23 protein-coding genes are annotated in these 26,222 nt (G+C 55.4%); 13 read left to right on the plus strand and 10 right to left on the minus strand.

What is annotated here, in order from left to right; translation table 11 throughout:
- Positions 1 to 36: 36 nt before the first annotated feature.
- The 3 genes from H7U12_RS16220 to H7U12_RS16230 all read right to left on the minus strand — a co-directional run bounded on the left by H7U12_RS16220 (position 37) and on the right by H7U12_RS16230 (position 2,742).
- The gene (locus H7U12_RS16220; protein ID WP_186639925.1) at positions 37 to 480 is read right to left on the minus strand and encodes a response regulator; all 444 of its coding nucleotides are present in this window, start codon (positions 478 to 480) and stop codon (positions 37 to 39) included.
- A gap of 44 nt (positions 481 to 524) precedes the next feature.
- Positions 525 to 2,018, minus strand: a complete 1,494-nt coding sequence (locus tag H7U12_RS16225) for a sensor histidine kinase (RefSeq protein ID WP_186639927.1) — start codon at positions 2,016 to 2,018, stop codon at positions 525 to 527.
- Positions 2,019 to 2,127: 109 nt separating this feature from the next.
- Entirely contained in the window at positions 2,128 to 2,742 is a 615-nt protein-coding gene (locus H7U12_RS16230) for a TetR/AcrR family transcriptional regulator (protein WP_186639929.1), read from the minus strand.
- A gap of 429 nt (positions 2,743 to 3,171) precedes the next feature.
- On the opposite strand from H7U12_RS16230, the gene gcvT reads away from it, so the two are divergent.
- Positions 3,172 to 4,266, plus strand: a complete 1,095-nt coding sequence (gene gcvT / locus H7U12_RS16235; RefSeq protein WP_186639931.1) for a glycine cleavage system aminomethyltransferase GcvT — start codon at positions 3,172 to 3,174, stop codon at positions 4,264 to 4,266.
- 175 nt (positions 4,267 to 4,441) lie between these two features.
- On the plus strand, positions 4,442 to 5,155 hold the full coding sequence (locus tag H7U12_RS16240) for a 2-phosphosulfolactate phosphatase (protein ID WP_186639934.1): 714 nt from the start codon (positions 4,442 to 4,444) through the stop codon (positions 5,153 to 5,155).
- A 233-nt stretch (positions 5,156 to 5,388) separates the two neighbouring features.
- Here H7U12_RS16240 and H7U12_RS16245 read toward each other — a convergent pair whose 3' ends face one another.
- The 3 genes from H7U12_RS16245 to dtd form a co-directional block, all read right to left on the minus strand.
- Positions 5,389 to 6,240 carry a DUF2490 domain-containing protein gene (locus tag H7U12_RS16245; RefSeq protein ID WP_186639936.1) on the minus strand — a complete coding sequence of 284 codons (852 nt, stop codon included), beginning with the start codon at positions 6,238 to 6,240 and terminating at the stop codon, positions 5,389 to 5,391.
- 200 nt (positions 6,241 to 6,440) lie between these two features.
- Positions 6,441 to 6,767, minus strand: a complete 327-nt coding sequence (locus H7U12_RS16250) for a nucleotide pyrophosphohydrolase (RefSeq protein WP_149097854.1) — start codon at positions 6,765 to 6,767, stop codon at positions 6,441 to 6,443.
- A gap of 176 nt (positions 6,768 to 6,943) precedes the next feature.
- Positions 6,944 to 7,396 (minus strand): D-aminoacyl-tRNA deacylase, encoded by a 453-nt coding sequence (gene dtd / locus H7U12_RS16255; protein ID WP_186639938.1) that lies wholly within the window; start codon positions 7,394 to 7,396, stop codon positions 6,944 to 6,946.
- A 229-nt stretch (positions 7,397 to 7,625) separates the two neighbouring features.
- On the opposite strand from dtd, the gene H7U12_RS16260 reads away from it, so the two are divergent.
- The 6 genes from H7U12_RS16260 (at position 7,626) to H7U12_RS16285 (ending at position 16,746) form a co-directional block, all read left to right on the plus strand.
- The gene (locus H7U12_RS16260) at positions 7,626 to 10,328 is read left to right on the plus strand and encodes a hypothetical protein (protein WP_186639940.1); all 2,703 of its coding nucleotides are present in this window, start codon (positions 7,626 to 7,628) and stop codon (positions 10,326 to 10,328) included.
- Positions 10,329 to 10,556: 228 nt separating this feature from the next.
- Positions 10,557 to 11,150, plus strand: coding sequence for a YceI family protein (locus H7U12_RS16265; RefSeq protein WP_186639942.1), 594 nt, complete (start codon positions 10,557 to 10,559; stop codon positions 11,148 to 11,150).
- Between the two features lie 346 nt (positions 11,151 to 11,496).
- Positions 11,497 to 12,201: a TetR/AcrR family transcriptional regulator gene (locus tag H7U12_RS16270; RefSeq protein WP_186639944.1), complete on the plus strand. Its 705-nt coding sequence runs from the start codon at positions 11,497 to 11,499 to the stop codon at positions 12,199 to 12,201.
- A gap of 5 nt (positions 12,202 to 12,206) precedes the next feature.
- Positions 12,207 to 13,931, plus strand: a complete 1,725-nt coding sequence (locus H7U12_RS16275; RefSeq protein ID WP_186639946.1) for a peptidase domain-containing ABC transporter — start codon at positions 12,207 to 12,209, stop codon at positions 13,929 to 13,931.
- Positions 13,931 to 15,304: an HlyD family secretion protein gene (locus tag H7U12_RS16280; RefSeq protein WP_186639948.1), complete on the plus strand. Its 1,374-nt coding sequence runs from the start codon at positions 13,931 to 13,933 to the stop codon at positions 15,302 to 15,304. The genes H7U12_RS16275 and H7U12_RS16280 overlap by 1 nt, the downstream gene beginning before the upstream one ends.
- The gene (locus H7U12_RS16285; RefSeq protein ID WP_186639950.1) at positions 15,301 to 16,746 is read left to right on the plus strand and encodes a TolC family protein; all 1,446 of its coding nucleotides are present in this window, start codon (positions 15,301 to 15,303) and stop codon (positions 16,744 to 16,746) included. The genes H7U12_RS16280 and H7U12_RS16285 overlap by 4 nt, the downstream gene beginning before the upstream one ends.
- Before the next feature lie 108 nt (positions 16,747 to 16,854).
- On the opposite strand, the gene corA is transcribed toward H7U12_RS16285, so the two are convergent.
- Together corA and H7U12_RS16295 are read right to left on the minus strand one after the other, a co-directional pair.
- Positions 16,855 to 17,979 carry a magnesium/cobalt transporter CorA gene (gene corA / locus H7U12_RS16290; RefSeq protein WP_186639952.1) on the minus strand — a complete coding sequence of 375 codons (1,125 nt, stop codon included), beginning with the start codon at positions 17,977 to 17,979 and terminating at the stop codon, positions 16,855 to 16,857.
- Between the two features lie 131 nt (positions 17,980 to 18,110).
- Complete coding sequence (locus H7U12_RS16295) at positions 18,111 to 18,707, minus strand: IMPACT family protein (RefSeq protein WP_186640499.1); 597 nt, start codon at positions 18,705 to 18,707, stop codon at positions 18,111 to 18,113.
- Between the two features lie 169 nt (positions 18,708 to 18,876).
- On the opposite strand from H7U12_RS16295, the gene H7U12_RS16300 reads away from it, so the two are divergent.
- From H7U12_RS16300 to H7U12_RS16320, 5 genes are all read left to right on the plus strand, one after another.
- On the plus strand, positions 18,877 to 19,281 hold the full coding sequence (locus H7U12_RS16300; protein WP_186639953.1) for a sugar 3,4-ketoisomerase: 405 nt from the start codon (positions 18,877 to 18,879) through the stop codon (positions 19,279 to 19,281).
- A 1-nt stretch (position 19,282) separates the two neighbouring features.
- The gene (locus H7U12_RS16305; protein WP_186639956.1) at positions 19,283 to 20,272 is read left to right on the plus strand and encodes a GNAT family N-acetyltransferase; all 990 of its coding nucleotides are present in this window, start codon (positions 19,283 to 19,285) and stop codon (positions 20,270 to 20,272) included.
- Positions 20,273 to 20,453: 181 nt separating this feature from the next.
- A complete protein-coding gene (locus H7U12_RS16310; protein WP_186639958.1) occupies positions 20,454 to 21,560 on the plus strand; it encodes a DegT/DnrJ/EryC1/StrS family aminotransferase in 1,107 nt (368 codons plus the stop codon).
- Between the two features lie 129 nt (positions 21,561 to 21,689).
- Positions 21,690 to 22,967 (plus strand): MATE family efflux transporter, encoded by a 1,278-nt coding sequence (locus H7U12_RS16315; RefSeq protein ID WP_186639960.1) that lies wholly within the window; start codon positions 21,690 to 21,692, stop codon positions 22,965 to 22,967.
- Complete coding sequence (locus tag H7U12_RS16320) at positions 22,964 to 23,932, plus strand: glycosyltransferase family 2 protein (RefSeq protein ID WP_186639962.1); 969 nt, start codon at positions 22,964 to 22,966, stop codon at positions 23,930 to 23,932. The genes H7U12_RS16315 and H7U12_RS16320 overlap by 4 nt, the downstream gene beginning before the upstream one ends.
- Here H7U12_RS16320 and H7U12_RS16325 read toward each other — a convergent pair.
- Together H7U12_RS16325 and H7U12_RS16330 are read right to left on the minus strand one after the other, a co-directional pair.
- Positions 23,856 to 25,319 carry a N,N-dimethylformamidase beta subunit family domain-containing protein gene (locus tag H7U12_RS16325; RefSeq protein ID WP_186639964.1) on the minus strand — a complete coding sequence of 488 codons (1,464 nt, stop codon included), beginning with the start codon at positions 25,317 to 25,319 and terminating at the stop codon, positions 23,856 to 23,858. The genes H7U12_RS16320 and H7U12_RS16325 overlap by 77 nt on opposite strands.
- Positions 25,306 to 26,076: a class I SAM-dependent methyltransferase gene (locus H7U12_RS16330; protein WP_186639967.1), complete on the minus strand. Its 771-nt coding sequence runs from the start codon at positions 26,074 to 26,076 to the stop codon at positions 25,306 to 25,308. The genes H7U12_RS16325 and H7U12_RS16330 overlap by 14 nt, the downstream gene beginning before the upstream one ends.
- Between the last annotated feature and the right edge of the window lie 146 nt (positions 26,077 to 26,222).

Here is a 26,222-nt window from a genome sequence, read left to right on the forward strand (position 1 = left end):
AAACGCCTCGCCGCTTTGTAGAGGTGTTTGAAACGGTTATTGGGGTTTTAATTTCAGGAGGTCCAGGAAAAGGCTGAAGCTGTCCAGGCTGGAAGCTCCGTCATTGAAGGTGTCAAAGGTGAGGGGTTTCACGATGTACCCGTTCACGTTCAGGCTCTGCGCGGCGAACCGGTCAGAATCTTCGTTGGAGGTGGTCATGATAAACACGCTGATGTGGGAGAGAAACGGGTCTTGGCGCAGCTCCTTCAGGAACTCAATCCCGTTCATTTTGGGCATGTTGATGTCCAGCAAGATGATCGTTGGCAGTGGGTCTAACTTGGGTGTGCCCGGCTCCCCCCGGAGCATGGCCAAGGCCTCGCGTCCGTTTTTAGCTTTGTGTAGCGGCACCATCACCTTGATTTTCCGGAGCTCCCGTTCCACACTCATGGCATCAAGGTAATCGTCTTCCACTAACAAAATACTTGGTTGCAATTCACTCATAGTTACTCTTTTTGCTATTGATAAACGTCAAAGATAGGAGGTAATCAGGCCTCTTCCAAAACATGCACCGGCCAGGTGAAGGTAAAAGCCGATCCTTTGCCCAAGGTAGAGGTGACGCGGATGGTGCCTCCGCGTTGCTCGATAATCTTCTTCACGATGGCCAGCCCCACTCCCGTACTCTCTACGGCATCGCGCTCCTGTAGGGTCTGAAAAAGCACAAAAATGCGGTCGTGGTACTCTTTTTCAATGCCGGGGCCGTCATCTATCACTGAGAATTCATGCATGTCTTCCAGCAGCTGGTAGTCAATGGTCACGTTGCCCGTGGTGTTGTGGTGGTACTTGATGGCGTTGCTGATGAGGTTGGAAAAAACTTGCTGCAATTCTACTTTGGCGGCCTGCACCAGCGGCAAGCGCTTAGGAATATGGATCTGGAAACCGGCCGGCGGGTTAAGCATGTCAATGATTTCATACAGCAGCGCCTGCACGTCTACCATGTTCTCCTCCAGGTTGGAACGACCAATGCGCGCCAGGGCCAGAATTCCGTTGATGAGGTTTTCCATGCGGTGCACCCGTACGCGCATCATGAGCAGGTATTCCTGAATATGCGGCGGCAACTCTTTGCCCATGTCTTCCTCCACCCAGCGGGAGGCGTTCTCAATGCCCCGCAGCGGAGCTTTCAGGTCATGGGACACCACGTAGGCAAACTGGTCCAGTTCCTTGTTTTTGCTGTCCAACTCGGTGAAGGTGCTGTCAATGGTGGCGGCCATCCGGTTGAGGGAATCGGTGAGGCGGGAGAGTTCATCATTGGCGTCGTCCTCAATCTGGGTTTTGTACTCGCCGTGCGAGATGCGGTCTGCCAGGTTCACCATTTTCATGATGCGGCGGGAAATGAGGCGGGTGATGTAGTAGGCCCAGCCCAGACCCAGCAGCACCGAGATGATGGTGAGCGTGGTAGAGATGCGGCGGGTATTCTCAATACTTTCCTCCAGGCGGCCTTTGCGGGCCTCCCGCACCTTGTATTCAATGCTGTTGAAGTCCTTGAAGTAAATCCGCATTTGGTCGGTGAGGCGCTTCCCTTCTTCGTTCAGCACCAGGAAGCCATGTTCCAGCGTAGAAACACCCCGGTTCAGTTTACCTTCGGCGTTTTCCTTGTCTTTCTCGGTGATGAGGAGCTCCGCAAACTCATGCCGCCATTTCTTGTGGAGGTCTTCAATCTGTTTGATGCGCCGCAGCTGCTCTGGTTTATCCTGCATGTACGCCCGCAGAAGGTTGAACTGGTCGGGGAGCAGGGCCTCGGCGGAGAAATAAGGGTCCAGGAACGTCCGGTTGCCGGTGAGCAGGTACCCCCGCATCCCGGTTTCCATGTCAATGATGCTCCGTTGCAGCGAAGCCGAGGTACGGGTGATGTTCTGGGAGTCGGTGACGAAGGTGGAGTTGGCGATCACATCTTCTGACAGCTGGTAGTTCACAATGGCCACCGAGGTGAAGAGAAACGAGATGAGAACGAAGCCGGCAAAGACCTTGGTTGAAAGATTCATTGAAACAAGCGCTAGGCGAGAGGAAATCCACCTCCCTGGTACATACAAAAACAGCCGCAATTCCCTGGCAGGAAACCCGGCTGTGCAAAAGTAGAAGATTTGCGGAATGTTAGGCCATCATTGCTTTATAGGTATAGGCCTCAATCTGGGCCTGACCCAGCGGCGTGGCGCACCCCCGCAAGTGGTACACCACTACTATTTTAAACAACTGCTGGTAATCGAAAGCCGAAGCCGGGAAAAGCTGCGGATTCAAAAGCCCCTGCAATTGGTTCAGAAACAGCCGGACCACCATCTCCGGCGGAAGGTCTTGCTGCAGGTAACCCGCCGCGATGCATTCCTCCAGCAGGGGCTGCAGGTAATCACGGGAAAGCGCGCGCATGAACAGCTCCAGCCGGGCCCAGGAACGCGGGTAATAGTCGCGCAGGTCCTGCACAAACGCCGGGCAGAAAGACCGTACTTCCTCCACGCTCAGCTGTAGCAGTTGCAGGAAAGCTTCCAGCGGGTGATTGGTGGCGGCCATGGTTTGCTCCACCTCGGCCTGGCGTACTTTTAGGGAGTGGTTGATGCAGTGCTGTACCAGATCTCGTTTGGTAGCGGCTATTCCGTGCAGCGTTCCCCGGGAGATGTCCAACAGTTCCAACAGTTCTTCAGTAGAAATAGCCTCAATCCCTTTCTGCTCAAAGATGACCAACGCCTCATTTAAGATTGTTTCCCGAAAACTCATACCAACTGAATTAGCGTAATAAGCACTTCAAACTACTCAGCTCTATTGATTAAAACGCCAGAAAGGTGGAATCAGAGAATCAACTAAGTGGCACTAGCGGGCAGAATTCATGCTGTAAAAACCAGATACGAAGGTTTTTTGACAATGGTTTTGATGAATTCCTATAAAATTTAGGAAGAACTGAAGGTTTTATGCCTGTTTTCTGACAAAAGCATCAAAAACAGAATTGAAGCCCTGCCCAAAAGTTTATGCTACTATTTCCTTCTGGCAAGAAGCGCATTGCACTTAATCCGGATCGATATACTGAAGAACCGAGCGCAGCTGGTCATGCTTGGGCTATGGACGTGCCTACCAAGGAGAGGTTTAGAAACCCGCCTGAATTTTATACTTTTGCCTTTCCTTACACGCTACTTCCTAAACAAATCATATATGGAATTAAAGAAAATAGCCCTCAATGATGTGCACGAAGCACTGGGCGCTAAAATGGTGCCTTTTGCCGGTTACAACATGCCCGTACGCTACAGCTCAGACCTGGACGAGCACCACACCGTACGCAAGGCCGTGGGCATCTTTGACGTGTCACACATGGGCGAGTTTCTGGTGACGGGTCCAAACGCCCTGGACCTGATCCAGCGCGTAACCACCAATGACGCCTCCAAACTCACCCCGGGCAAAATCCAGTATTCCTGCCTGCCTAACGCCGAGGGCGGCATTGTGGACGACCTGCTGGTGTACTGCCTGGCCCCCGAAGAGTACATGCTGGTGGTGAACGCCTCTAACATTGAGAAAGACTGGAACTGGATCAGCCAGTTCAACACCAACGGCGCCGAGCTCAAGAACATCTCCGACGAAATGTCACTGTTTGCGGTACAAGGCCCCAAAGCCGCCGAAGCCCTGCAATCCCTGACGCCGGTGGACCTGAAAAACATGGTGTACTACACCTTTGACAAAGGCACCTTCGCGGGGCAGCCCGACGTGATCATCTCGGCCACCGGGTATACCGGCGCGGGCGGATTTGAGATCTACGTGCCCAACGAGAGCGCCAAAGAGGTGTTCCAGAAAATAATGGAAGCCGGAGCCGAGTTCGGGATTAAACCCATTGGATTAGGCGCGCGCGACACCCTGCGCCTGGAGATGGGCTACTGCCTCTATGGCAACGACATCACCGATTCTACCTCTCCACTAGAGGCTGGTTTGGGCTGGATCACCAAATTCAACAAAGACTTCACCAACGCCCAGAACCTGAAAGCCCAGAAAGAGCAGGGCGTGAGCCGCAAACTCATCGGGTTTGAGATGATGGAGCAGGGCATTCCGCGCAGCCACTATGAGATCGTGAACGCTGAGGGCGCCACCATCGGTGAAGTAACTTCGGGCACCATGTCGCCTTCCTTGGGCAAAGGCGTGGGCCTTGGCTACGTGCAGAACGAGTACACTGCCCCCGGCAGCGAGCTCTTCATCAAAGTGCGCAACAAGCAGCTCAAAGCCCAGGTAGTAAAACTGCCGTTCTACAAACCAACCGTGTAACGGAGTTCTGAGTCTTGAGTCATGAGTCCTGAGTTAAAAAATGAAGGCTCAAGACATAGAACTTTCCATTTGGCGTTTAGGGGCTGTTTTTCAAAAACAGCCCCTAAACGCCAAACTTTTTACATTGATTACACAGACTCAGGACTAAGAACTCAAGACTCAGAACTCTTTTCTCATGCCTTCCATAGACGTTTGCTTCAGCCCGGCGCTGTTGCCTTTGTATGATTTAACCGGCAAGATTGCCGTGGCCGTTGACGTGCTGCGCGCCACCTCCGGCATGGTGACCGCCCTCGCCAACGGCGTGACCCACATCGCCCCCGTGAGTGAACTGGATGCCTGCCTCGCCTACCGCGACCAGGGCTACCTGGTGGCCGCCGAGCGCGACGGCATCAAAGCCGAGGGGTTTGACCTGGGCAATTCCCCATTCCATTACCTGGACGAAGACCACTCCGGTCGCTTTTTGGCCATCACCACCACCAACGGAACCCAGGCCATCCGGCAATCCCGCTCCGCGGATGAGGTACTGATTGGGGCGTTCCTGAACGTAGGTGCCGTGGCCGACTACGTGCGCCGCGCTGGCAAAGACGTAGTGGTGGTGTGCGCGGGTTGGAAAGGCCTGTTCAACCTGGAAGACACGCTGTTTGCCGGTGCCCTGGCCGATCGGCTGCAAGGCGACTTCGACCTGAACAACGATGCCACCCTGGCCGCTTTCCACCTCTACCAAACCGCCAAAGCCGATAAACTGGCGTTTCTCTCCAAGTCATCGCACGTTCAGCGGCTGGAGCGCTTGCACATCCTCAAAGACATTGAATTCTGCCTCCAGGAAGACACCTACACCGTAGTTCCCATCCTGAAAGGCGATTTCCTGGTACCGGCGGAGCTTGCCTAGCTTTCGAGGTGGGACTTTTTCGTAACGCCAGAATGATCTAGCCTCACCCTTGCTGCGTGTTTTCACCAGCAAGCGGGAAGGCGCTTGTGTCTGGATGGTGGCTGGCTTGTCAATGCTGCTGCTCTCCAGAACAGCTACAATCAGAGTGCCCTGCCCGGGGTTTTAGGTCTGTTTTCTAAAAAGCAGCCTTAAAACTCCGGGCAGGGCATTCATTATATAGAGGAGTTTCTGACTTAATGAGCCGCGTGCCGCTTACTGAACGGGTCCTGTAAAAGAAGATCGAAGGCCAGGTACGAGGTTTTGTGGCCGTGCGGCTTGAACTGTTCCATGATGCCTAGGTCAAGGCAAACCGGCGAGTCGGGGAAAACGTGCCGGAAGTACACCGATAAGCGGTCCTCGGTGAAATGGTAGGCAGACCAGGTTTTGTTTGAGTTTTCATCCATGGCCGTCAGGATTTCATTTCCCCCGATGAGGAAGTTGTTGTGGTGGTCGTTGAGCGGAATACTGGCCTGCGCCTTCGCCCTGATTCTGATTTCCTCGGGCGTTTCCAGGGGCTCCTCCGATGACTGAAAGAAGGTGCGCAGCTCCGGCCGGAAGGTGTAGGTCATGGCTACCTGCCTGATCTTGTGCTTGTAGTACAAACGGCTGTAGTACCGCGCCTCATACCGGTAAGCCGGGTTTTCCAGTTCATACGGCGCGTCACTTGCATATTCATTCTGCCGCCGGAGGCTACCCGCCACCGAGAGTTGCCAGTGGGGCGTGAAGCCGTATACTACTTCCTGGTTCAGGACCAGCAAGCCCTGTTTCTTGAGCAGCGCCCAGTTATCGGGGTCGCTCTCCCGGGCTACCCCGGCGTAGGTGGTAGAGGTCCAGCGGGAACCCAGGTGTTGGCTCAGCCCCAGGGCTGCCCAGCTTACCCCTTGGGTGGAACTTACGCCCGGAGGCGAAATCTGGGCCTGGCACCAGAACGATAGCAGAAGCAGAAATGCCAGCGCGGTAAATCGCCAGCGAAATAAGTTAAACGATACAGACGAAAAATAACGGAACGCTGGCGCGAATAGGGGGCAAGTGGAAGTTGTTGACATAGTTTCTTTCAGTTAGTTTTATCTTAGTAAGGATTTCTGATGTCCTCAAAGAGACAGTTCAATTCTGGAAGGAATTGGGAAAGAAACGCGCCTGAGTTAAAAATCCGGTTTTGCCTGAAAGCAAAGCCAAAACCCGTTTCAGAGCTGTTTTTCTGAAAACAGCCCCGAAACGGGTTTCTTCTGTGCCAGTCGGTTTTGCCTTACCGCAGCTTAGGGTTGTTCTGGTGCCGGTCTTTGTCGCGGGAGGTGCGTTTCTCCATGCCTTTGGCGAAGGCCTCGGTTAAGTTCACGCCCGTCTGGTTCGCCAGCGCGATGAGCACGAACAGCACATCGGCCATCTCCGCGCCCAGGTCCACGTCCTCATCGCTTTTCTTGAATGACTGATCGCCGTAGCGCCGGGCGATGATACGGGCCACTTCGCCCACTTCCTCGGTGAGAATGGCCAGGTTGGTCAGTTCGGAGAAATACCGCACGCCCACGTCTTTGATCCAGGTGTCTACGGTTTGTTGCGCTTCTTCTAAGGTCATGTTTTTAATGTGCTAATTTGGAAATGTGCTGATGTGCTAATTTGAAAATGTGCTGATGTGCTAATGAAGTATGTTTTGGGGCTGTTTTTATCAAAGTAGGCCAATAACAGCATCGGCCTCTATTATAAACTAACAACCAACAACTAATAACTGACAACTAACAACCAGCCATCAATTTACTCCCGGTTCTGCGAGTCTATGGTGATGGTGACGGGGCCGTCATTGGTGAGCGCCACTTTCATATCGGCCCCGAAGATGCCGGTGGGGATGGGCTTGTTCAATTCCTTTTCCAAGATCTGGTGAAATTGCTCATACAGCGGGATGGCCACGGCGGGCGGGGCTGCATTTATATAAGAGGGGCGGTTGCCTTTCTTGGTGAGGGCGTACAGCGTGAACTGACTGATCAGCAGAATGCCGCCGTTCACGTCCTGTACGCTCAGGTTCATCTTGTCCTCGGCATCAGAGAAAATGCGGAGCTGGGAGATCTTCTTGGCGGTCCAGGTCAGGTCCTCGGGCGTATCTGAGGCGGTGAAGCCCGCCAGCACCAGCAGGCCCTGCTCAATTTGTCCGTTTATTTCTCCTTCAATGGTGACAGATGCCTGAGACACCCGTTGAATCACGACGCGCATAGATCATACATAAGGGGAAAGGATTGGGCTGTTTTAAGGCAGTTTTCCGGAAAAAGGGCCAAAAACCCGTTGCCTCCATCGCGCAGCCGCTCATTCTCTCCGTTAGAAAGTGGCAAGTTAATAAGAAAACCGGCTGGCGGGGCTGCAGGGCGCACATTCTTCATTTTATGGGGAGTAAACGTTGAGGCGGAGGTTTTTCCATTATTTTTGTGTTCCTAACCCTTCAAGGATGCCGAAAAAGACGATTTACTGGCTGTGTGGATTGGTAGTGCTGGTGGCGCTGGGTTTCTATGGGTTTTCAAAATGGACCGAGACGCGCGAAAAGGTAAGCCTCTGGACGCTGGTACCTGACGATGCCGTTTTTGTGGTGGAAACCAACAACGCTCCCCGGTTTCTCACCCACCTGCAGCAGACAGACTTATGGGCCACGGTCTCGCAGATGCCGTACGTGCTGCGCATGGAGGACCAGCTGACCCTGTTGGACAGCCTGTCTAACGGCCGGACGCAGCTGAAGAATTTCCTGACCAACAAAAACGTGCTCCTCTCCATGCACGTGCTGGGCCGCACCGAGTACGAGATGATCTATTACGTGCCGGTCAACACCGTAGCCCAGCACCGCTACATCCGGACACTGGTGGAGAACCTGAACAAAACCGGGATGTACCGCCAGGAAGTGCGCGACTACCAGGGCTTCCAGATCACCGACATCATCCACGAGAACAACAACGACAACCTATCCTATTTCAGTTTCCACAACAACCTGGTCATCAGCCCCAGCCCGGTGCTGGTGGAGGAGATCATCCGGAAGATCAACCGCGGGCAGCTGGAGTCGCCGGCCAAAGACTACAAGAACACCAATTACCTGAGCCAGCCCGATGTCTACGCCAACGTGTTCATCAACTACCAGCACCTGCCAGATTTACTGGGCGTTTTCCTGAAAAAGGATCTGCTGGATGACGTGAACATGCTCAGCAGCCTGTGCCGCAACAGCATGCTGGAACTCAAGCTAGACAACAACCGACTGTTTCTGAACGGCTTCTCGCACCCAGAAACAGTGGAAGGCTCTTTGTACAGCCGCATCAAGGGGCACCCGGCCAAGGAATTCAAGATGCGCGAGGTGCTGCCGGTGCGGGCCGCCATTGTGTTGCACATGGGCTTGAACCAGATGAGTTCGCTTAGGCCCGGCCCCGCCAAAGCCGGCGGCGCTTTCCTGGACTCGCTGTCCGGTTCCTTTGCCGGCGAACTGGGTCTGTGCTACCTGGAGGCCTATGATACCAAGACCAGCCCTGAGAAAGTGCTCTTCGCACAATCTGCCAACCCACGGCTCACGCAGCAGATGCTCAACCGCCTGCAACCCGGCCAGACCGATGGCACCGTGGAGAAACACGGCCAGCACACCATCCGGTTGCTCACGGCCCGCGAGCTGCCGCAGCAACTCTTCGGGGACCTTTTCAAAGGCTTCGAGCAGACGTACTACACCACCCTGCAGAATTACATCCTGTTCACTGATGACGTGGCCACCATGCGCGCGCTGCTCACCGAGGTGGAGGAAGGCAAGGTCTGGAGCAAAGCCCCGGCCATGGAGCCGCTGCTCAATGAGTCGCAGCAGGAAGACAACATCGGGCTGTTCGTGAACACCAACCACGCCTGGAATTTGCTCTTAAGGTCCATGAGTCCGCAAAAGCAGGTGAACCTGCTCCGGAACAGCGCCATCATCAAGAAATTCAACTATTTCAGCGTGCAGTTCAGCACAGCGGAGAAGCAGTATTACACCAGTTATCTGCTGCGCCACCAGGAGGAATCTCGGGTGAAAACCGTCATCGCGGACGAGGGCATCCGGCAGGAGGAGACGTTTGATTTCACCAGCCGTCTGATTTCCTCGCCGTTCCTGACGCAGTACGTGGTGGATAACAGCCCGGAGATTGTGGTGCAGGACTCGGCGCTGGTACTGTACGGCGTAGGAGCAGAGCGGGGCCGCCGCAACTGGAGCGATACGCTTTCCTCGCGCATCATGGGGCCGGTGCTGCAACTGCCCTTTGGCAAGGACAAGCGGTTGAACTACTTTTTCGCCACCGCCAACAGTCTCCATTGCATTGACAAGAAAGGTGCCGAGGAGGAGAACTTCCCTTTCATTCTGGGCGATTCGTTGCGGTTGCAGCGGCTCACGGTGTTTGACTACGACAAAACCGGCGATTACCGCCTGGCCGCCGATGACAACCTGGGCAACCTTTTCATTCTGGACCTGCAGGGCAACGTGCAGTCCGGCTGGAACCCCATGCGTCTGGACAGCCGCCTGGCCGCGCCGCCGCAACACGTGAAGGTGAACGGCCGGAACGTGATCATGGTGGTGCTGGAGAACGGGTACGTGTACGCGTTCGGGACACAGGGCGAGCCGTATCCGGGTTTCCCCATCAACCTGAACGCCAACCTGCGCTCGGGGCTGTTCCCTAAACTCGGTATTTCGTTCCGGCGCTCGCTTTTCACCACCGTCACCCAAGATGGGCAGGTGATCTCGTTTGATTTGACCGGGGAAGTCACCAAGCGCGAGCAACTCCTGCGCCCCGACCGCCGCAGCACGTTCAAGCTGGTGCCCGAGGCCGGAGGCAAGTCCTTCATCATCGCCCGCTCAGACCCGGGCCGCGTGGCCTTGTTCGCCCAGGACGGGAAACTGCTGCTGGACCGTCGGTTTGTCACGTCATCGGCTAAAGAGGTGCAGTACTTCCATTTCGGGGGAGACCGCAAGCTGTATGTGATCTGGGAAACCGGTCCGCGCAAGGCGTACCTGTTTGACGTGCAGGCGCAACCTCTGGGCGAGGACCCCATCAACACCAGTTATCCGGTGGCGGTGCGCTACAACGAGGTGCAGAACCAGTACACCATCTTCTCAACCTACAACCGGCTGCTCCAGAAGACATTGGTACAAGGCCGATGATCCAGAAACCCGCCGAGGCTTGCCTTCTCTGCTGGCGGTTTTGGGCTTGTTTTCTGAAAACGAGCGGTAAACGGCGTCTTTTGTCTGGTCGGAAATCCTTCTGATTGGCGGTTATTCCGGGTCTTTAAGGAAGCTCGAAAAAAAATTGAAAAATATTTGGGCTTGACATATGTATATACATTAATTGTCTATACATTTGCATCACTTAAACAGTAAGTAAAAGCAAAAATGAAACTAAGAAACACTGTCTTGGCAGCGCTGGTAGCGCTGGTGACATTTGCCTTCGCAGGCAAAGGAGTTGACTACAAAGTAGTGAACAATCAGTCTAAGGTGACCTGGAAAGGAACCAAAGTAGCGGGTGAGCATACCGGGCTTATCAGCATTTCAAACGGTAAACTGAACAGCGATGGCAAGAACATCCTGGGCGGTTTCTTTGAGATCGATATGAACTCCATTACCTGCACAGACATCACTGATGCCAAATACAACCAGCAGCTGGTGGGTCACCTGAAGAACGATGATTTCTTCGGCACTGACAAATTCCCTAAGTCTACCCTGCAGATCACCAAAGTAACGCCTACTAAAACCAAAGGCCAGTACCTGGTGAACGGTGATTTGACCATCAAAGGCATCAAGAAGCCAGTTCAATTCCCGGCTACCATCACCATGGCAGGCAACCAGATCAAAGCCAAAGCCAACATCAAAGTAGACAGAACCAAATATGACATCAAATACGGTTCCGGTTCTTTCTTTGACAACTTAGGCGACAAAGCCATCAGCAACGAGTTTGACCTGAACGTTGACCTGGTAGCCCAGAAATAAGTCTATCCGTTTTTCATGTTGATATGCCCTGCAGAAAACTTTCTACAGGGCATTTTCATTTAGTGCGCACTTCGGGTAGCTAGTACTGCCAGCGTGAGATGAATGATTCTGATGCGCGTCCGTTTCGGGGTTGTTTTCTTGGAAACAGCCCTGAAACGGACGCGCATCTTTTTGATACTCCCAGCTGCTGTGTTGTCGCTCTTACTTTATTGGGAGTATCGGTACTGTCAGGATAAATGGGTTAACTGGAGTATGCCTGAAAGCATTCATTTTGTTTATGATAGTATTGCTATTATGTGTAAAGGTATTAGTATATTTGCGGTAAGTAATACAGACACAGACCCTCATGAGCGCCACCATAAGAATCGAGTTAAATGAGAAGCTCTTCCTGCGTGATCCGGAACAGACCGAACTAGGTAGAACCATTGTGAAAGAAAGCATCCGGCTGATTGATGAACTGGGCTTTGAGCATTTCACCTTCAAAAAACTGGCGCAGCACATCACGTCCACAGAGGCATCGGTGTACCGGTATTTCGAGAACAAACACAAGCTGCTGCTGTACCTGGTGTCCTGGTACTGGAACTGGCTCGATTACCGGATCAGTTACCACACCCATCATGTGACGGATGCCTCTGAAAAGCTCAGGACGTTCATCCGGATTCTGGTCGGGAGCCATGGTAGTGAACCGCTGGAAGCGAATGTAGACGTGCTGGCGCTGGCCAGAATAGTGGTGCTGGAGGCCTCCAAAGCCTATCTCACCAAAGAAGTAGACACAGACAACAAAGCTGGCCTGTTCCAGGATTATAAAAACCTGTGCCATAAGATTGCGCTGGTGGTGCTGGAAATAGATCCTGCCTACCCATTCCCGCATGCGCTGGTGAGTACGCTCTTTGAAGCCGCCCGCAAGCACCTGTTCTTCGCGCAGCACCTGCCTTCCCTTACAGAAGTGAGACTGGAGAATGCCGGTGCCAATACCTTAAAAGGTTTTCTGAATCATCTGGCGTTTAGTTCCCTTACAAAAGAAGCCTCCTCCGTAGGCGCTAGTCTTTAACCTATATGGCACAACAAACATCAGGTAAGCCCACGCCTTTCAGGCGGTTTGTAGAATTACTTTCCTCTGAGCGGAAGGTGATTGGCTACATCTATCTCTACGCTATTTTCTCCGGTATTGTGAACCTGTCCTTGCCGCTGGGCATTCAGAGCCTCATCGGGTTTGTCTCCGGCGGACAGTTGGTGACCTCCGTGTCGGTGCTGATTTTTTTCATAGTGGTAGGCGTGCTGGTGGTGGGCGGGCTGCAGGTGATGCAGCTTTCGCTGGTGGAGCATATTCAGCAGCGCATCTTCGCCACCAAAGCTTTTCAGTTCACCACGCACCTTACCCAACTCAAGAGTAACCAACTGGGCGCCCATAACCTGCCCGAGATGATGAACCGCTTCTTTGATGTCATCTCGCTGCAGAAAGGATTGGCCAAAATGCTCACCGATTTCTCGGCGGCCGCCATCCAGATTGTGTTTGGGTTGATTCTGCTTTCTTTCTACCACTCCTACTTTATCTTCTTCGGGTTGATGCTCATTCTGCTGCTCTTCCTAATCCTGCGGCTCACCAGCCCCAAAGGCATGCGCACCAGTCTGGAAGAATCCAAATACAAATACCGGCTGGTGCACTGGCTGGAGGAGATGGCCCGCAACATTATGGTGTTCAAATCGGCCTCCAATGAGAAACTGTCGCTGGAGAAGACCGACTATTATACCTCTGGTTACCTAAAGGCCCGGGAGGCGCACTTCAAGGTCTTGATTACGCAATACATCGGGTTTGTGGGCTTTAAAACCGTAATCACCGCCGGGCTGTTGCTCATGGGGAGTTTGCTTCTGGTAAACCAGGAAATTAACCTGGGGCAGTTTGTGGCCTCAGAGATCATCATCATCTTAATTATCAATGCGGTGGAGAAACTGCTGGTGAAACTGGATGTGGTGTATGATGTCTTAACCAGCCTGGAGAAACTGGGCGGGGTCACTGATCTGCCCATGGAGGAGAACAAACGACTCGCCAGCGAGTTGCCCGCCCGCCACCAGGCAATTTCTGTGCAGCTGAAAGAAGTGGCCTTTCGGTACGCAGGCGCTCAGAAATCTGCCTTGCAGGGTGTGAATCTGTCGGTGGCGGCGGGAGAGAAAATCTGTCTGGCGGGCTCTGAGGAAGCCGGCCGGTCTACCTTGCTCCAGATTATGGCGGGTATTCATACCGAGTACGAGGGAACTGTGGTGTTCAACGGTCTTTCGCTGCGCGATTACAATCCTGAGGTGATGCACGAGCAAATTGGTTTTTACCTCCTGCCAGGACGCTTGTTTGAGGGAACTATCCTGGAGAACATCACCATGGGCCAGTCTGAGGTGAAATTAGAGGATGTGCTGTGGGCGCTGCAGATGGTGGAACTAACTGACTACCTCCAGGCCCAGCCCGATGGTCTCCACACCCTTATCCATAGTTATTCTCCCGAGGTGCCCGAAGGTATTCTGCAGCGCCTGGCCCTGGCCCGGAGTATTGCCCGCAAACCCAAGCTGCTGCTGCTGGACAATTTCCTGTCCTCGGTGAAAAATTCGCTGCGGGAGCGCATCGCCCAGCGCTTGGTAAGTTCTGAGTTAGACTGGACCATCTTTCTCATTTCCAATGACCCGGCTATCATGCGGCTCTGTACCCGGGTGGCCCTGCTGCAAAACGGCCGAGTTATAAAGGAAGTGGTCAGTGAAACCGCGACAGTTGAGGAGTTAAACAGTATTGTGTAATGGCAAAGCAACCTAGTAACCATGCCTTCCCGCAGAGTTGGGAGCAGTTCAATTCCTTTCAGTTAGTGACTAAGCCCCGTCTGGCCAAGGTGATGGCGTACTGGTGCGTGGGGTTGTTTGGCTTGGTGTTCATCGCCTCCTGGTTTCCCTGGACCCAGAACATCCGCTCCGCGGGGTCTGTCACCACGTTGCAGCCACAGGACCGTCCGCAGATGGTGCATAGTACCATTGCCGGGCGCATAGAGCAATGGCAGGTGCAGGAAGGCCAGAAAGTGAAGAAAGGCGATACGCTGGTGGTGTTGTCTGAGGTGAAAGAGAAATACTTTGACCCGCAGCTACTCAACCGGATGCAGGAACAGTTGCAGGCAAAGGGCGGCAGCATGTCGGCTACCCAGGCCAAGGCCGAGGCGCTCACGAACCAGATTGCCGCCTTGCAGGAAGGGCTGCAGTTCAGTTTACAGAAGGCCCGGAACAAGGCCCGCCAGGCGTACCTGAAAGTGCAGAGCGACAGCGCCGACCTGGTGGCCCTCAACGCCGAATACGAAGTTGCCCAGGCGCAGTATGCTCGCCAGGAGAAACTGTATGAACAAGGGCTGAAATCCCTGACCGAGCTGGAAAGCCGTCGGCTGAAGTTCCAGGAAGTACAGGCCAAGCGGCTGAGTACGCAGAACAAACTCAACATCAGCCGCAATGAGCAGCAAAACGCCCGCATTGAGCTGTCTTCCCTGGAAGCAGAATACCAGGACAAAATCTCGAAGGCGCGCTCTGATCTCAACTCCACGCTGGCCTATATCAATGATACCAAAGGGGAAATCTCCAAGATGGAGAATGAGTATACCAACACCCAGATCCGGAACTCCTTTTACCAGGTGACCGCGCCCCAGGACGGGTATGTGGTGCGGGCGCTTAAAGCAGGGATTGGCGAAACCATCAAAGAAGGGGAGGCCATCTGTAGCATCATGCCGGCCAATCCGGAGTTGGCGGTGCAACTGTATGTGAAACCCATGGATATCCCGCTGCTGGAGGTGGGCCGCCAGGTGCGCCTGCAATTTGAAGGGTGGCCCGCGCTGGTGTTCTCAGGGTGGCCTAACGTAGGCTTCGGGACGTTTGGGGGCAAGGTGGCCGTGATTGACAACATAGACAGCCAGGGCAAATACCGCATTCTGGTGGTGCCGGACCCCAATAGTAATCCCTGGCCCGAAGCCATTAGAGTAGGTTCCGGGGCCTATGGCTGGGCCATGCTCAATGACGTGCCCATCTGGTATGAGTTCTGGCGACAGCTGAACGCCTTTCCACCAGATTACGTGATGCCCATGAACAGTGAGCCGAAAGAGGGAAAAAATGACAAAGCAGGAGAAGGAGGCGAGAAATGAGACGGAGGCACTATTTCTACGGGCTGGTGACGGGCTTGCTGCTGTTGCTTACCGGTAGGGCAACCCAGGCGGCAGACTCCACCGCGGTCTTCACCATCCAGGACCTGATGGGCCAGATTGCGGTGCACCATCCCGTGGCCCGTCAGGCGCAGCAGCTCTCTGAGCAGGCGTTACAGGAGATACGCATGGCCCGCGGAGCCTTTGACCCGGTGCTGGCGTCCAAATTCTACAACAAGGAACTGGGCGGAAAAAATTACTTCACCCTCTGGGATAATGTGCTGAAGGTGCCGCTCTGGGTTGGAGAACTCAAAGCCGGGTACGAGCGCAATGTGGGGACGAACGTAAATCCAGAGAACGTCACCTCCCGGGACGGCTTAAGCTATGTGGGCATCTCGGTTCCGCTGGGGCAGGGCCTCCTGATAGACGAACGACGGGCAACCTTGCTGCAGGCGAGACAGGCGCAGGAACTCGCGGAGGCCGATCGGGTGAAGAGCATCAACAAACTGTTGCTGGAGGCCGCCAAATCGTACTGGGACTGGGCGTATGCCTACCAACGGTGGCAGTTGCTGGAGCAAGGTTACCAATTGGCCCAGGTGCGGCTGCAGGCGGTGAAAGAGCGGGTGCGCCAAGGCGATTTAGCAGCCATTGATTCTGTGGAAGCCGCCATAGAAGCGCAGAATCGGTTGGCCATGCTCGGGCAGGCCCGCGTAGAGAGCCAGAACGCCGCGCTTATGGTTTCTAATTTCCTATGGGGTGAAAACAACACGCCCCTGGAAATACCGGCCGGGGTAGTCCCCTCCCTGGAAGGCACCTACCTTGAACCCATCTCTCCCGGTGAACTGACCGACCTTCTGGCGAACGCCCAGGAACGGCACCCAGAAGTCACCAAGCTCCAGGTGAAGTTGAGGCAGTTGGAAGTGGACCGGCGGTTCTCGCAGAATAAGTTACTGCCCAAGCTGAATGTGGAGTATAACCTGATTGGCAAGGGAGGCACGGCAGGAACGCAATGGCTGGAAGGGAGCTATGCCACTAATAACTATAAACTGGGCGGCAGTTTCAGTGTGCCTCTCTTCCTGCGGCAGGAACGGGGAAAACTGCAGGTGACCCGCCTCAAGATCAACGCGGCGCAGATGCAGTTACAGCAGACGTCGCGGGAAAACCAGAACCAGGTGCAGGCGGCCTACAATGAACGGCAACAGCTGGAAGAACAGATTGTGCTACAGGAGCAGATTATCGCCAACAACACCCTTATGCGCAACGGAGAACAGCAGCGGTTTGAGAACGGGGAGAGCTCCCTGTTCCTGATCAACACCCGGGAAATGAACCTGCTGACGCAACAGATCAAACTCCTGGAGCTCAGAAGCAAGTACGGCAAAGCCAAATACTACCTGCAGTGGGCCGCCGGGAATCTGGCCGCCAGCACCCCAGGCGGAACTTTGTAAGCTTTGCCCTCGGCTGGAAGCGTTTAGGAAAGCAGGACACGACCCTTGAGCAGGAGGGGAGGGTTTGTTTCTTCTAGGTCAAAGACATCTCAGAAGCGTACCCGGTGCTTATCGGTTAGAGAGCCAGCCTTTGCGGTAGAAATAGTACACCATGCCAGAGACAATGAGCCCCATTACTCCCAGCAAGGTCACGTAGCCGTAGGGATGGTACAGCTCAGGCATGTTCAAGGGGTTGATGCCGCCTTTGGGGTTCTCGCGCGAAAAGTTCATGCCGTACAGCCCCACAATGAAACTCAAGGGGATGAAAATGGTGGAGATGATGGTCAACACCTTCATGACCTCGTTCATGCGGTTGCTTACGTTAGACAAATACAGGTCCGTGAGGCTGCTGGTGATTTCCTTGTAATTATCAACCAGGTCAATGAGCTGGATGGCATGGTCGTAAACGTCTTTGAAGTAGATCTTCAGGTCATGCGGGATCATGCTTTCATCCATCCGGAGGATCTCGTTGATTTTATCGCGCTCCGGCCACACAATGCGCCGTATCTTCACCACCTCGCGTTTCAGGTCCAGAATCTGGCTCAGGAGCTTTTTGGACGGATTTTCGAACAGGCAATCCTCCAGTTCCTCGGCATACTCGCCCAAAGAAGCCATGGCGGGGAAGTAATGGTCCAGCACCACGTCCATCATGGCATAGGCCAGGTACATGGAGGTTTTCTTCCGGATGGAACCCTTGCCCACCCTGATGCGCTCGCGCAGCGGGTCCAGGCAATCTTCGTAATCGCTCTGGAACGTGAGCACGTAATTGGGGCCGGTGAAGATGGACAACTGGTCATCGTCTAGTTCATGCTGCGGGGTGAAGGCAATCATGCGCGAGACAATGAACAGGCGGTTGTGTTCTTCTTCCACCTTGGGGCGCTGATAGTCATTGACCACGTCTTCCATCTGTAGCGGATGGATCTGGAAATCTACCATCATGCGTTCCAGCAGCGCCTGGTTTCCGTAACCGCGCACGTCAATCCAATGCCTTACCTCCGGGGCGGCGTGAAAGGCACCCATGAGCGCGTCATAACTCTCGTATTCCTGGGTGTCGCAGTGCTTGTCATCGAAGGAATACATGAACAGCCGCGGCGGAAGCGCCTCCGGCGATATGGTCAGGGAGCCGGGTTTCTGCCCCACTTTGCGTTCTAGTATATTCTTGGTGGGTTGCCTTAAAGTAGGGAGGATGCGCATGGAATTTGGAGTGCTAAAATGAAAAGCCTAGGAGGCTCCCCTGATACGAATTTCGGAAAGATAATGATCAGCCGGTTTCGAGCCTGATTTTCTGAAATGAGGCCCAAAGCGCGCCGCCCATGAAAACCCGGCTACTGCTCCAACAGGCGGCCGCTCTTCTGAAACAGGCCTTCTATCTGCGGAGCCAGGCTGGTACGCACCTCTACGGTGAGGCGGCAATCAACGTTGAAGTCCTGCTGGCGCACGGGCAGGTCAAAGTCTTTCACCACTTTCATGACCTCGTTCATCTGCTCGTACCCGAATTCCACCGTCAGAAACGTGGTTTCGTGGCGCTCCACCACCTGGGCTTGTGCCAGGGCCTCGGCGGTGGCGGTTTTGTAGGCATGGATGAGGCCACCCACGCCCAGCTTCACGCCTCCGAAGTACCGGATCACCACCACCAGCACGTTGCTGAGGCCCAGGGACCTGATCTGCCCCAGAATGGGATCTCCGGCCGAGTGGTTGGGCTCACCGTCGTCATTGGCACGGTAGGTGGCCCGGTCGGCCCCCAAGAGGTAGGCGTAGCAGTGGTGGCGGGCGTCAAAATACTCTTTCCGGAGCGCCTGCAGAATCTCCTTGATCTCCTCCTCAGAGCGCACGGGGTACGCCTTAGAAATGAATTTGCTGCCCTTCTCTTTGTACAACCCTTCCACGGGTGCGGCTATGGTGCGGTAGGTGTCCTCCCTCATGGAACGCAAAAGTACGAAACTGTTCAGAATAGGAGCGGGCTTCGTTTTATGCCCGTTTTCAGGAAACCAAGCGCAAAACGGCTTCCGGGTTCTGGTGTATCTTTCCACGGGAAAGTCAGTTGTAACCCGGGCATCGGCTTTTATTTTGGTTTGCGTAACTTCGCGGCCGATGTTGTCTTCTGAACCTTACCTGCTTTCCTTTCTGCAGTTGCCCGATGCCGGCGGTACTCTGGTTTCCACGCAGGATTCTGCCGGACTGCCTTTCGCCGCGCGGCGGATTTTCTGGGTTTTTGCAGCGGATCATCCCACGGAACGGGGCGGCCATGCCCACCGCACCACCGAAGAAGTGCTCACCGTAGTGCAGGGAAACGTGCGGGTAGAAACGCAGACGGCGCAGGAGAAGCGGGAGTTTTATCTGGATGCGCCAGCCCAGGGACTCTACATTCCGCCGTTCTGCTGGATCACGGTGCATCCCTCGCCCAACGCCATTCTCTGCTGCATGACCTCCACGGTTTTTGAGGAGTCTGATTACATCCGGGAGTACGCCGAGTTCAAACGCCTGGTGCTTTCCTGAGATGATGCAGGTGCTGGGAGAAACGTACGTGGCGAAATGCCTGACCTCTGAGGGGGAGCGCCTGGAGCTGCCTCCGTTTTCCTTTGACGTTTTCCTGTACCTGCAGCCCCGGCACGTTGCGCTACAAGCGGGCCCCAACTGGCAGATGTTGGTTCTCCTGAACACGCAAACCAACCGGATAGACGGCGTGGCCCACTTCTTTCAGGAGGAGGAAGCCGCCTTCTCTCCCTGGCGGGCTCCCTTCGGGGGCGTGCAGGTGCATCCGTCCATTTCTGAGGAGGTGGCCAAGGCGTTTGTACACTATCTGCACCTTGCACTGCAGAAGGCCGGGGTGGCCCGGGTGAACTGGCTCCAGTGCCCCGATGCCTATGCTCCCAACGTTAACCTTTGGGTGAGAATCCTGCTGCCAGATCTGGGGTATAAGCGGCCATCTGACCAACTGAACCACCATATTCCGGTCTCAGACTTACCCTTTGCCGCCCAGGCGCATCCTTCTATCAGAAGGCGGCTGGCGAAATGCCAACAGGCAGGCTTTACCTTGCAACAGGAAACCCTGGCAGAACTCCCCGAGGCCTATGCGTTTCTGAAGCAGTGCCGCGAAGAGAAGCAGAAACCGTTGTCTTTGTCGTTGCCGCAGCTGACCCGCTACTTTGAGCTGTTCCCGGAGCGCTATTTCCTTTTCACCGTCCGGAGAGAAGGGGAGCTGGCGGCCGTGGGGGTGGCAGTGCTGGTCAGCCAAACGATCCTGAATCATCTGTACCCGGCCAGCCCGAGGCGGTTCAACGCGTTTAGTCCGGCCGTTCTCCTCAATGCCGGTTTGTACCAGTTTAGTCAGCAGCGCTTGATTCCTATGCTGGATTTGGGCGTATCGGCCCCGGCCACTGAGGCCGAGGCAGATTACGCGGGCCTGATTACCTTCAAAGAACGCCTGGGCGGAGTTCCATCCCGGAAACCTACCTTCTTGTGGAGCGATGCACCGGAGGCAGAGTAGCCGCTTGCCGGAACTCCGTTTTAAGGCACTTTCCGGAAAATCGGCTTTAAAACCTGGCGTTGAATTGTTATCCTGAGTGAGAAAGATCTTTCCGGCGGCAGGGTGCGTATCGGGAATCTCTCTCCATTTGGTTTAAAAAATACGTACTTCGCGCACGCATTCACTTACCCCATTGACAAACATGCAGGTTCCTTTCTTTACATTTCGTGACTTCCCGGCCGGACTGCAGCCGCGGGTAGAAGAGGCCTTGGTGCAGGAGTTCCGCAAGAATCAGCTCATCTTAGGGCCCTCAGTCACCCGATTTGAACAGGAGTTCGGCCGCTATTTGGGGGGCGGGGATGTGATTGGCGTGGGCAACGGGTACGATGCGCTGGTGTTGAGTTTGCGCGCCTTGGGCATTGGCCCCGGTGATGAGGTAGTGGTACCAGCCAACGGCTATATTGCCACCATCAATGCAGTGCAGCAGGTAGGCGCCCAACCGGTTTTTGCGGAGCCCGACCACCGGACGTACAACATCACGGCGGCCACTGTTTTGCCGGTGCTTACCGATCGCACCAAAGTGGTGTTGCCCATTCATCTGTACGGCCAGAGTTGCGGGATGGAGGATCTGCTGACCCTTTGCCAAACCCGCCAACTGGCGCTGGTGGAGGATTTCGCGCAGGCGCAGGGCGCCCGGTACAAAGGCCAGTGCGTGGGTACGTTCGGGAAGATCAACGCCACCAGCTTTTACCCCACGAAAAACTTAGGGGCGGCCGGCGATGGCGGGGCCGTGGTTACCCAAGACAAAACCCTTGCCGAGTGGGTGCGGCAGTACCACAATTACGGACAATCCAAACGGTATGAATATGCCCAGGCGGGCGTGAACTCCCGGCTGGATTCGCTGCAGGCGGCAGTCTTGTCAGAAAAGCTTTTTTCTCTGGATGAGCTGAACGCAGAACGGAAACGCCTGGCTGCTTTGTACCACCAGCACTTGACTGGCGTAGGCGATGTGGTTCTGCCCAAGGTAGCATCAGAGGACACCGGTCACATCTACCACCTCTATGTCATCCGGACGGCCCGGCGCGATGATCTGCAACGCTTCCTGCAAGAGAAAGGAATCCAGACGCTGGTGCATTACCCGGTGCCGCCGCATCTGCAACCCGCTTACCAGGGGCTCGGTTACCGGGCCGGTGATTTCCCGCTCACCGAAGAACTGGCGGCCACCAGCCTCAGTCTGCCGCTTTTCCCGGGGATGACCGAGGCGGAGCAGGCCTATGTGCTGGAGCAGCTTCAGGCGTTCTTCAATTAACGTACCTGCTCGCTGAGCCTCGTGTTTTGGGGCTCTTTTCCGGAAAACAGCCCTTAAACGACCTCAGAGAAAACATCGGCCCTAGAAGGCACGCAGGTAAATTGCGGTAATTTCTTCGTAGTTTGCACCATGGCGCGAAAGCAGCACTTGCGGCAATTTCTGGGGAGTTCGGTGTGGTCGGGGCTTTCCACGGTGGCCCGGGCGGGCAGTTCGCTCCTGATCAACAAGTTATTCGCCGTGTATTACGGGCCGCATGGCATTACCCTGCTCGCGCACTTCCAGAACCTGATCGCGTTACTCACCACGCTTCCCAACAGCGGCGTCAATGTGGGCCTCATCCGGCACCTGGCGCAGCAGGAGGTAGACACTCCCGCTTACAGATCGTATTTCTGGGCCGGTCTTTGGCTCAATCTCATCACCTTTCTAGGCGTGGCGGGCGCCATTTCGCTTTTCCCTACGTTTTTTTTGGAGCGTTTCGGGGAGGAATTGCTGACGCAAACCGGAGCCGGCGGTCTCTGGCTTCTGCCGATAATGTTTGTGTTTCTGCTGTTGCACCTGTTCTGGCTATCGGTGTTGCTGGCCCGGCAGGCGCTTCGGGCGTATGTGTTCATCGGGTTGTTCACCAGCTTGGTGAGTGTGGGCATCATGTGGGGAGCCGTTGGCAAGATGGATGTTTTTATGGCCTTGGTGCTGTTTCTGGCCGGGCAAAGCATCAGCGGACTGGTGGGTTTGGGCGTGGTGCTCTCCAAAAGATTGGTGCCCGTGTGGCAGATGCAGCTCAACCCCGAGGTGCTGCAAAACCTGGGCAAATTCCTGGTGATGGCGCTTTCCACTTTGGTAGGAGCTAAATTGGTGGATTTTGTGGTGCGCGAGATGGCCATTCAGCAGTTCTCCCTCCTGGAAACCGGTTTGTGGCAGTCGGTGGTGAAGATCTCGGACAGCTACACCATGGTGTATGTCTCCCTCTTGGGCATGGTCTATTACCCCAGAATCGCGGCGCTGCTGCCTCAGCCCGAGGCGCTGCGCGAGTACGTCAGAAGTGTGTTCTTCCTGCTGGTGCCCGCCGTGGGCGCTGGGCTGCTGTTCTTCTGGCGGCAGCGCGATTTCTTTATCCAGTTGCTCTTCCACCGCGATTTCCTGGCCGCCCGTGACCTGATGGAGTACCAACTCTTGGGCGATTTCCTGAAAATGACGGCCTGGGTGCTTTCCTACATCATCACCGTGCAGGCTCGGGTAAAACTGTACATCCTCACCCAATTGGTGTCAGGTGTAGTGTACGTGGGCTTGGTGGCCTGGCTTATGCCGCTGCTGGGTTTGGATGGGCTGCCCCTGGCTCACGCGCTCCGGTACGGGTTGTACCTGGTGTTTCATCTGTACTTGTTCCGGTCTTACTTTTTCGCCTCATGAGCACGCCGTTGGTTTCCATTATCTGCCTCTGCTACAACCACGCGGCCTTTCTGCGGGCGGCGCTGGACTCTGTGCTGGCGCAAACCTATCCCAATCTGGAAGTGCTGGTGGTGGATGACCTGAGTACCGATGCCAGCGTTGCCATCATCACCGACTACGTGCGCGAGCATCCGCAGATCAGGTTTATCCGGCACACCCAGAACCAGGGCAACTGCGCTTCTTTCAACCAAGCCCTGGCGTTGAGTCAGGGAGAGTTTGTGATTGATTTCGCTACCGATGACGTGCTGCACCCAGAGCGCGTGACCCGGCAAGTGGCAGCCTTTCAACAACTGCCCGCGTCTTACGGCGTGGTCTACACCGATGCCGAGCTGATAGACGAGCAAGGCGTTTCGCTGGGCTTTTTCTACAATCGGGCTGTTTCCGGAAAACTAAGCCCAAAACCCGCTACCGGCGATGTCTTCGCGGAGGTGCTGGGCCGTTATTTCATCTGTCCGCCTACCATGATGATCCGGAGGCAGGTGCTGGACGAGTTGCAGGGCTATGACCCCGCGCTGGCCTATGAGGACTTTGATTTCTGGGTAAGGTCTTCCCGCCGTTGGCAGTATCATTTCCTGGACGAGGTGCTTTGCCAGCGCCGGATGCACCCTCACTCCCTTTCCCGGAAAGTGTACCAGCAAGGCGACAAGCAACTGGCATCCACGGTCAAAGTCATCCGGAAAGCCCGGCAGTTAATCAGAACCGGCCCCGAGAAAGAAGCACTCCTGGCCAGAATCCGGTACGAGGCGCGACATGCGTATCTCACCGCCAATTACCCGGAGGCCGCCCAGCTACTGACGCTACTGGAGGAGGAACAGGGCATGACATCGGTTTACCGAATCCTGCAACTGCTTACCCGCCAGAAGGTGCCGCTGCAGTTTCTGCGCCGCTGGTACCACCGCTGGAAGTATGGGCGTACCGCTGCATGAAATTCTCCACCAGCTTGGTGAACACCTTATCATTCCCCAGCCCCGAGCCGCTTTGGATAGACCCGGTGTTCAGGACCGCGTGGGAAGACGCGAGTTCTGTGATCGTTATCTCGCCGCCGCCGCTTCCATCCCAGGCGGGGTCCTGCGCTTCGTAAATAGCAGGACCTTTGGAAGAGGCCTTGTTCAGTCCCTTCGCCAGGACAACCGTGTTGGCGGGGGAACTCCAGCTGGTTTTGTCGGTCTCGTCGCCGCAGATAGGGAAGCTGTCCAGTCCTGTCTGGCCAAAGAGGTCGCCGGCCTGGAGGGAGAGGCCATCTAGTAACCAGAGCTTCGGTTCCAGGACTTGGTACGGCGCGAAGGTGCCCATGCCGGGTTCCGAGAACTGCGCGCCCAGCAGCTGCGCCTCGGGGTGCGGAGTGTGTCGCCAGAGACCGCCTCTTTGGGCCTCGTTTTGGAAAAAGGCACCGTTTTTACGGCACTCCAGCTGGGTGAACTCCTGGTGCCAGCGCACTTGCCAGTACACCTGGTTTCCGCCTAAAGCTAGGAGTGATTTTTTCTGCTGGTGCACGAGTTCCCTCAAGGTAGCATACATACTTCGGGAGAAATACTCGGCGTGGTAAGCCAACACGATGACCTGGTGCTTTGTGAACACCTCCGGGTGCGCTTCCAGGTAATAATCGGGGTAGAGGTCTGCTTGGTAATGCTGGGAAAACCAGTGGAAGATGTTGGCCTCAATCCGGAGGTTGTGCTGGAGCGGGTGCGTGCAATGATACGTAAGCGCGGTGTTGGGTCTGAGCGACGAGACGAATGGAGCGAAGCCTTCGCCCAGTGCGTTGCGGTAGAAAGACTGTCCGCCATAGGCATTGTAGGCCAGCCAGGTGGTGACCGGGGCTAGCACAACAACCCGTGAAGTGGGAGAGGGGGCGCCCACCAGGAAATGCACTTCGGCGGGTTTCTCCAGGGCGGGGTTGGTCAACAAGGCCCGGTAATACCCTGGCAGCGCGGTTTCCGGCAGCACGTAATGCCAGCTGACGGTCCAATGACAACCTTCCTGCGCTTCGTTTAGAGCCTCTTTTTGCGAAATCGGCTCGAAAACATATTCCGTTAGATCTTCCCATTCCTGATCTGCCGTGCTGCGCTGTACCCGGAGGTGGTTCTGAGGCAATTCTGATTTGAGGTGGAACTGCACCGTGTCTCCCGGCTGGTAAAAATGTTTGCCGGTGTACCCTTCCAGAGGCTGGGGGAGCATGTCTGGCGTGACCTCGTCTATGGGCATGGCAGGTTGAGGCCTCAGCCGACGGGCGAAGTGTTTCAAGGGGCCCACCGTTTTCAGTAGGAAAGGAACAAATGTGGTCAAAAAGCGGCTGATCCGTTTACTGCGCTTCATGCCGGGAAGGGGTAGCCACAAAGATCAATTCGCCATTTCCCAGGCCCAGCCGGGTTTGTTCCTCAGGAGTGCGGGTGAGGGCGTATTCCACTTTCTCCACGCTGAAACCCTGCGCGGCTACCCGTTGCCCAAAGTCCTGTCCGTAGTTCCGGAACCGATCGGCTTGCCCGTAGGCCTGGAGGCGTTGCTGCGGCGTGATCGCGTTGGGTTGTTCTACGGTGTGGGCGTGCGGGTGCAGGCGGGCCTGGAGCAGCAGTTGCCCGGTGGGTTTGAGCACGCGGCGGAGTTCCTGCAGGGCTTTCGCGTCATTAGGCACGTGGGCCAAAACGTGGGAGCAGAGAATCAGGTCAAAGGTGGCATCGGGGTAGGGCAGGGCCTGGATGTCTGCGTGGTCCATGGCCACCGGCGAGGTCAGGTCGGCGCTGCGGTAGCGGAGGTGAAGCAGGCGTTTGAGGCGGCTTTGCAGAATGGGCTCGGGGGCCATGTGCAGGACTTCCAGCGAACGCTGGGTGATGTTTACCTGCTCGGTCAGGTACAGCCACAGCAGGCGGTGGCGTTCCACGGTGTGGCACCGGGGGCACAGGGCCTGCTGTCTCCTTTCTGTGCCGAAGGGCAAAAACGTGCGGAAAGCGGCCTCGCAGAGGGGACAGTACACCTTGTTGCCCACGTACAGCCAGCTTCTGGAAAGCCAGTAAAATTGACGTAACGAGAGCCGGGTTTGGGCCGGGAGCACTTTCTTGAGCAGAGGCACGGGCATGGTAAGGGGCGGGGTGTAGCCAAAGATAAAAAATAACGGCTTGTTTTACCATCTGCGGGTAAATACTGACACCCTGCCGGCGATTTTACGTAGTGAATAGTTCAAAAGGTGATGCAGTCTGGATAACGAATACGACCACTGCCGGG

Source organism: Rufibacter sediminis, assembly GCF_014269285.1.
In the GTDB taxonomy this organism is placed as follows: Bacteria; Bacteroidota; Bacteroidia; order Cytophagales; family Hymenobacteraceae; genus Nibribacter; species Nibribacter sediminis.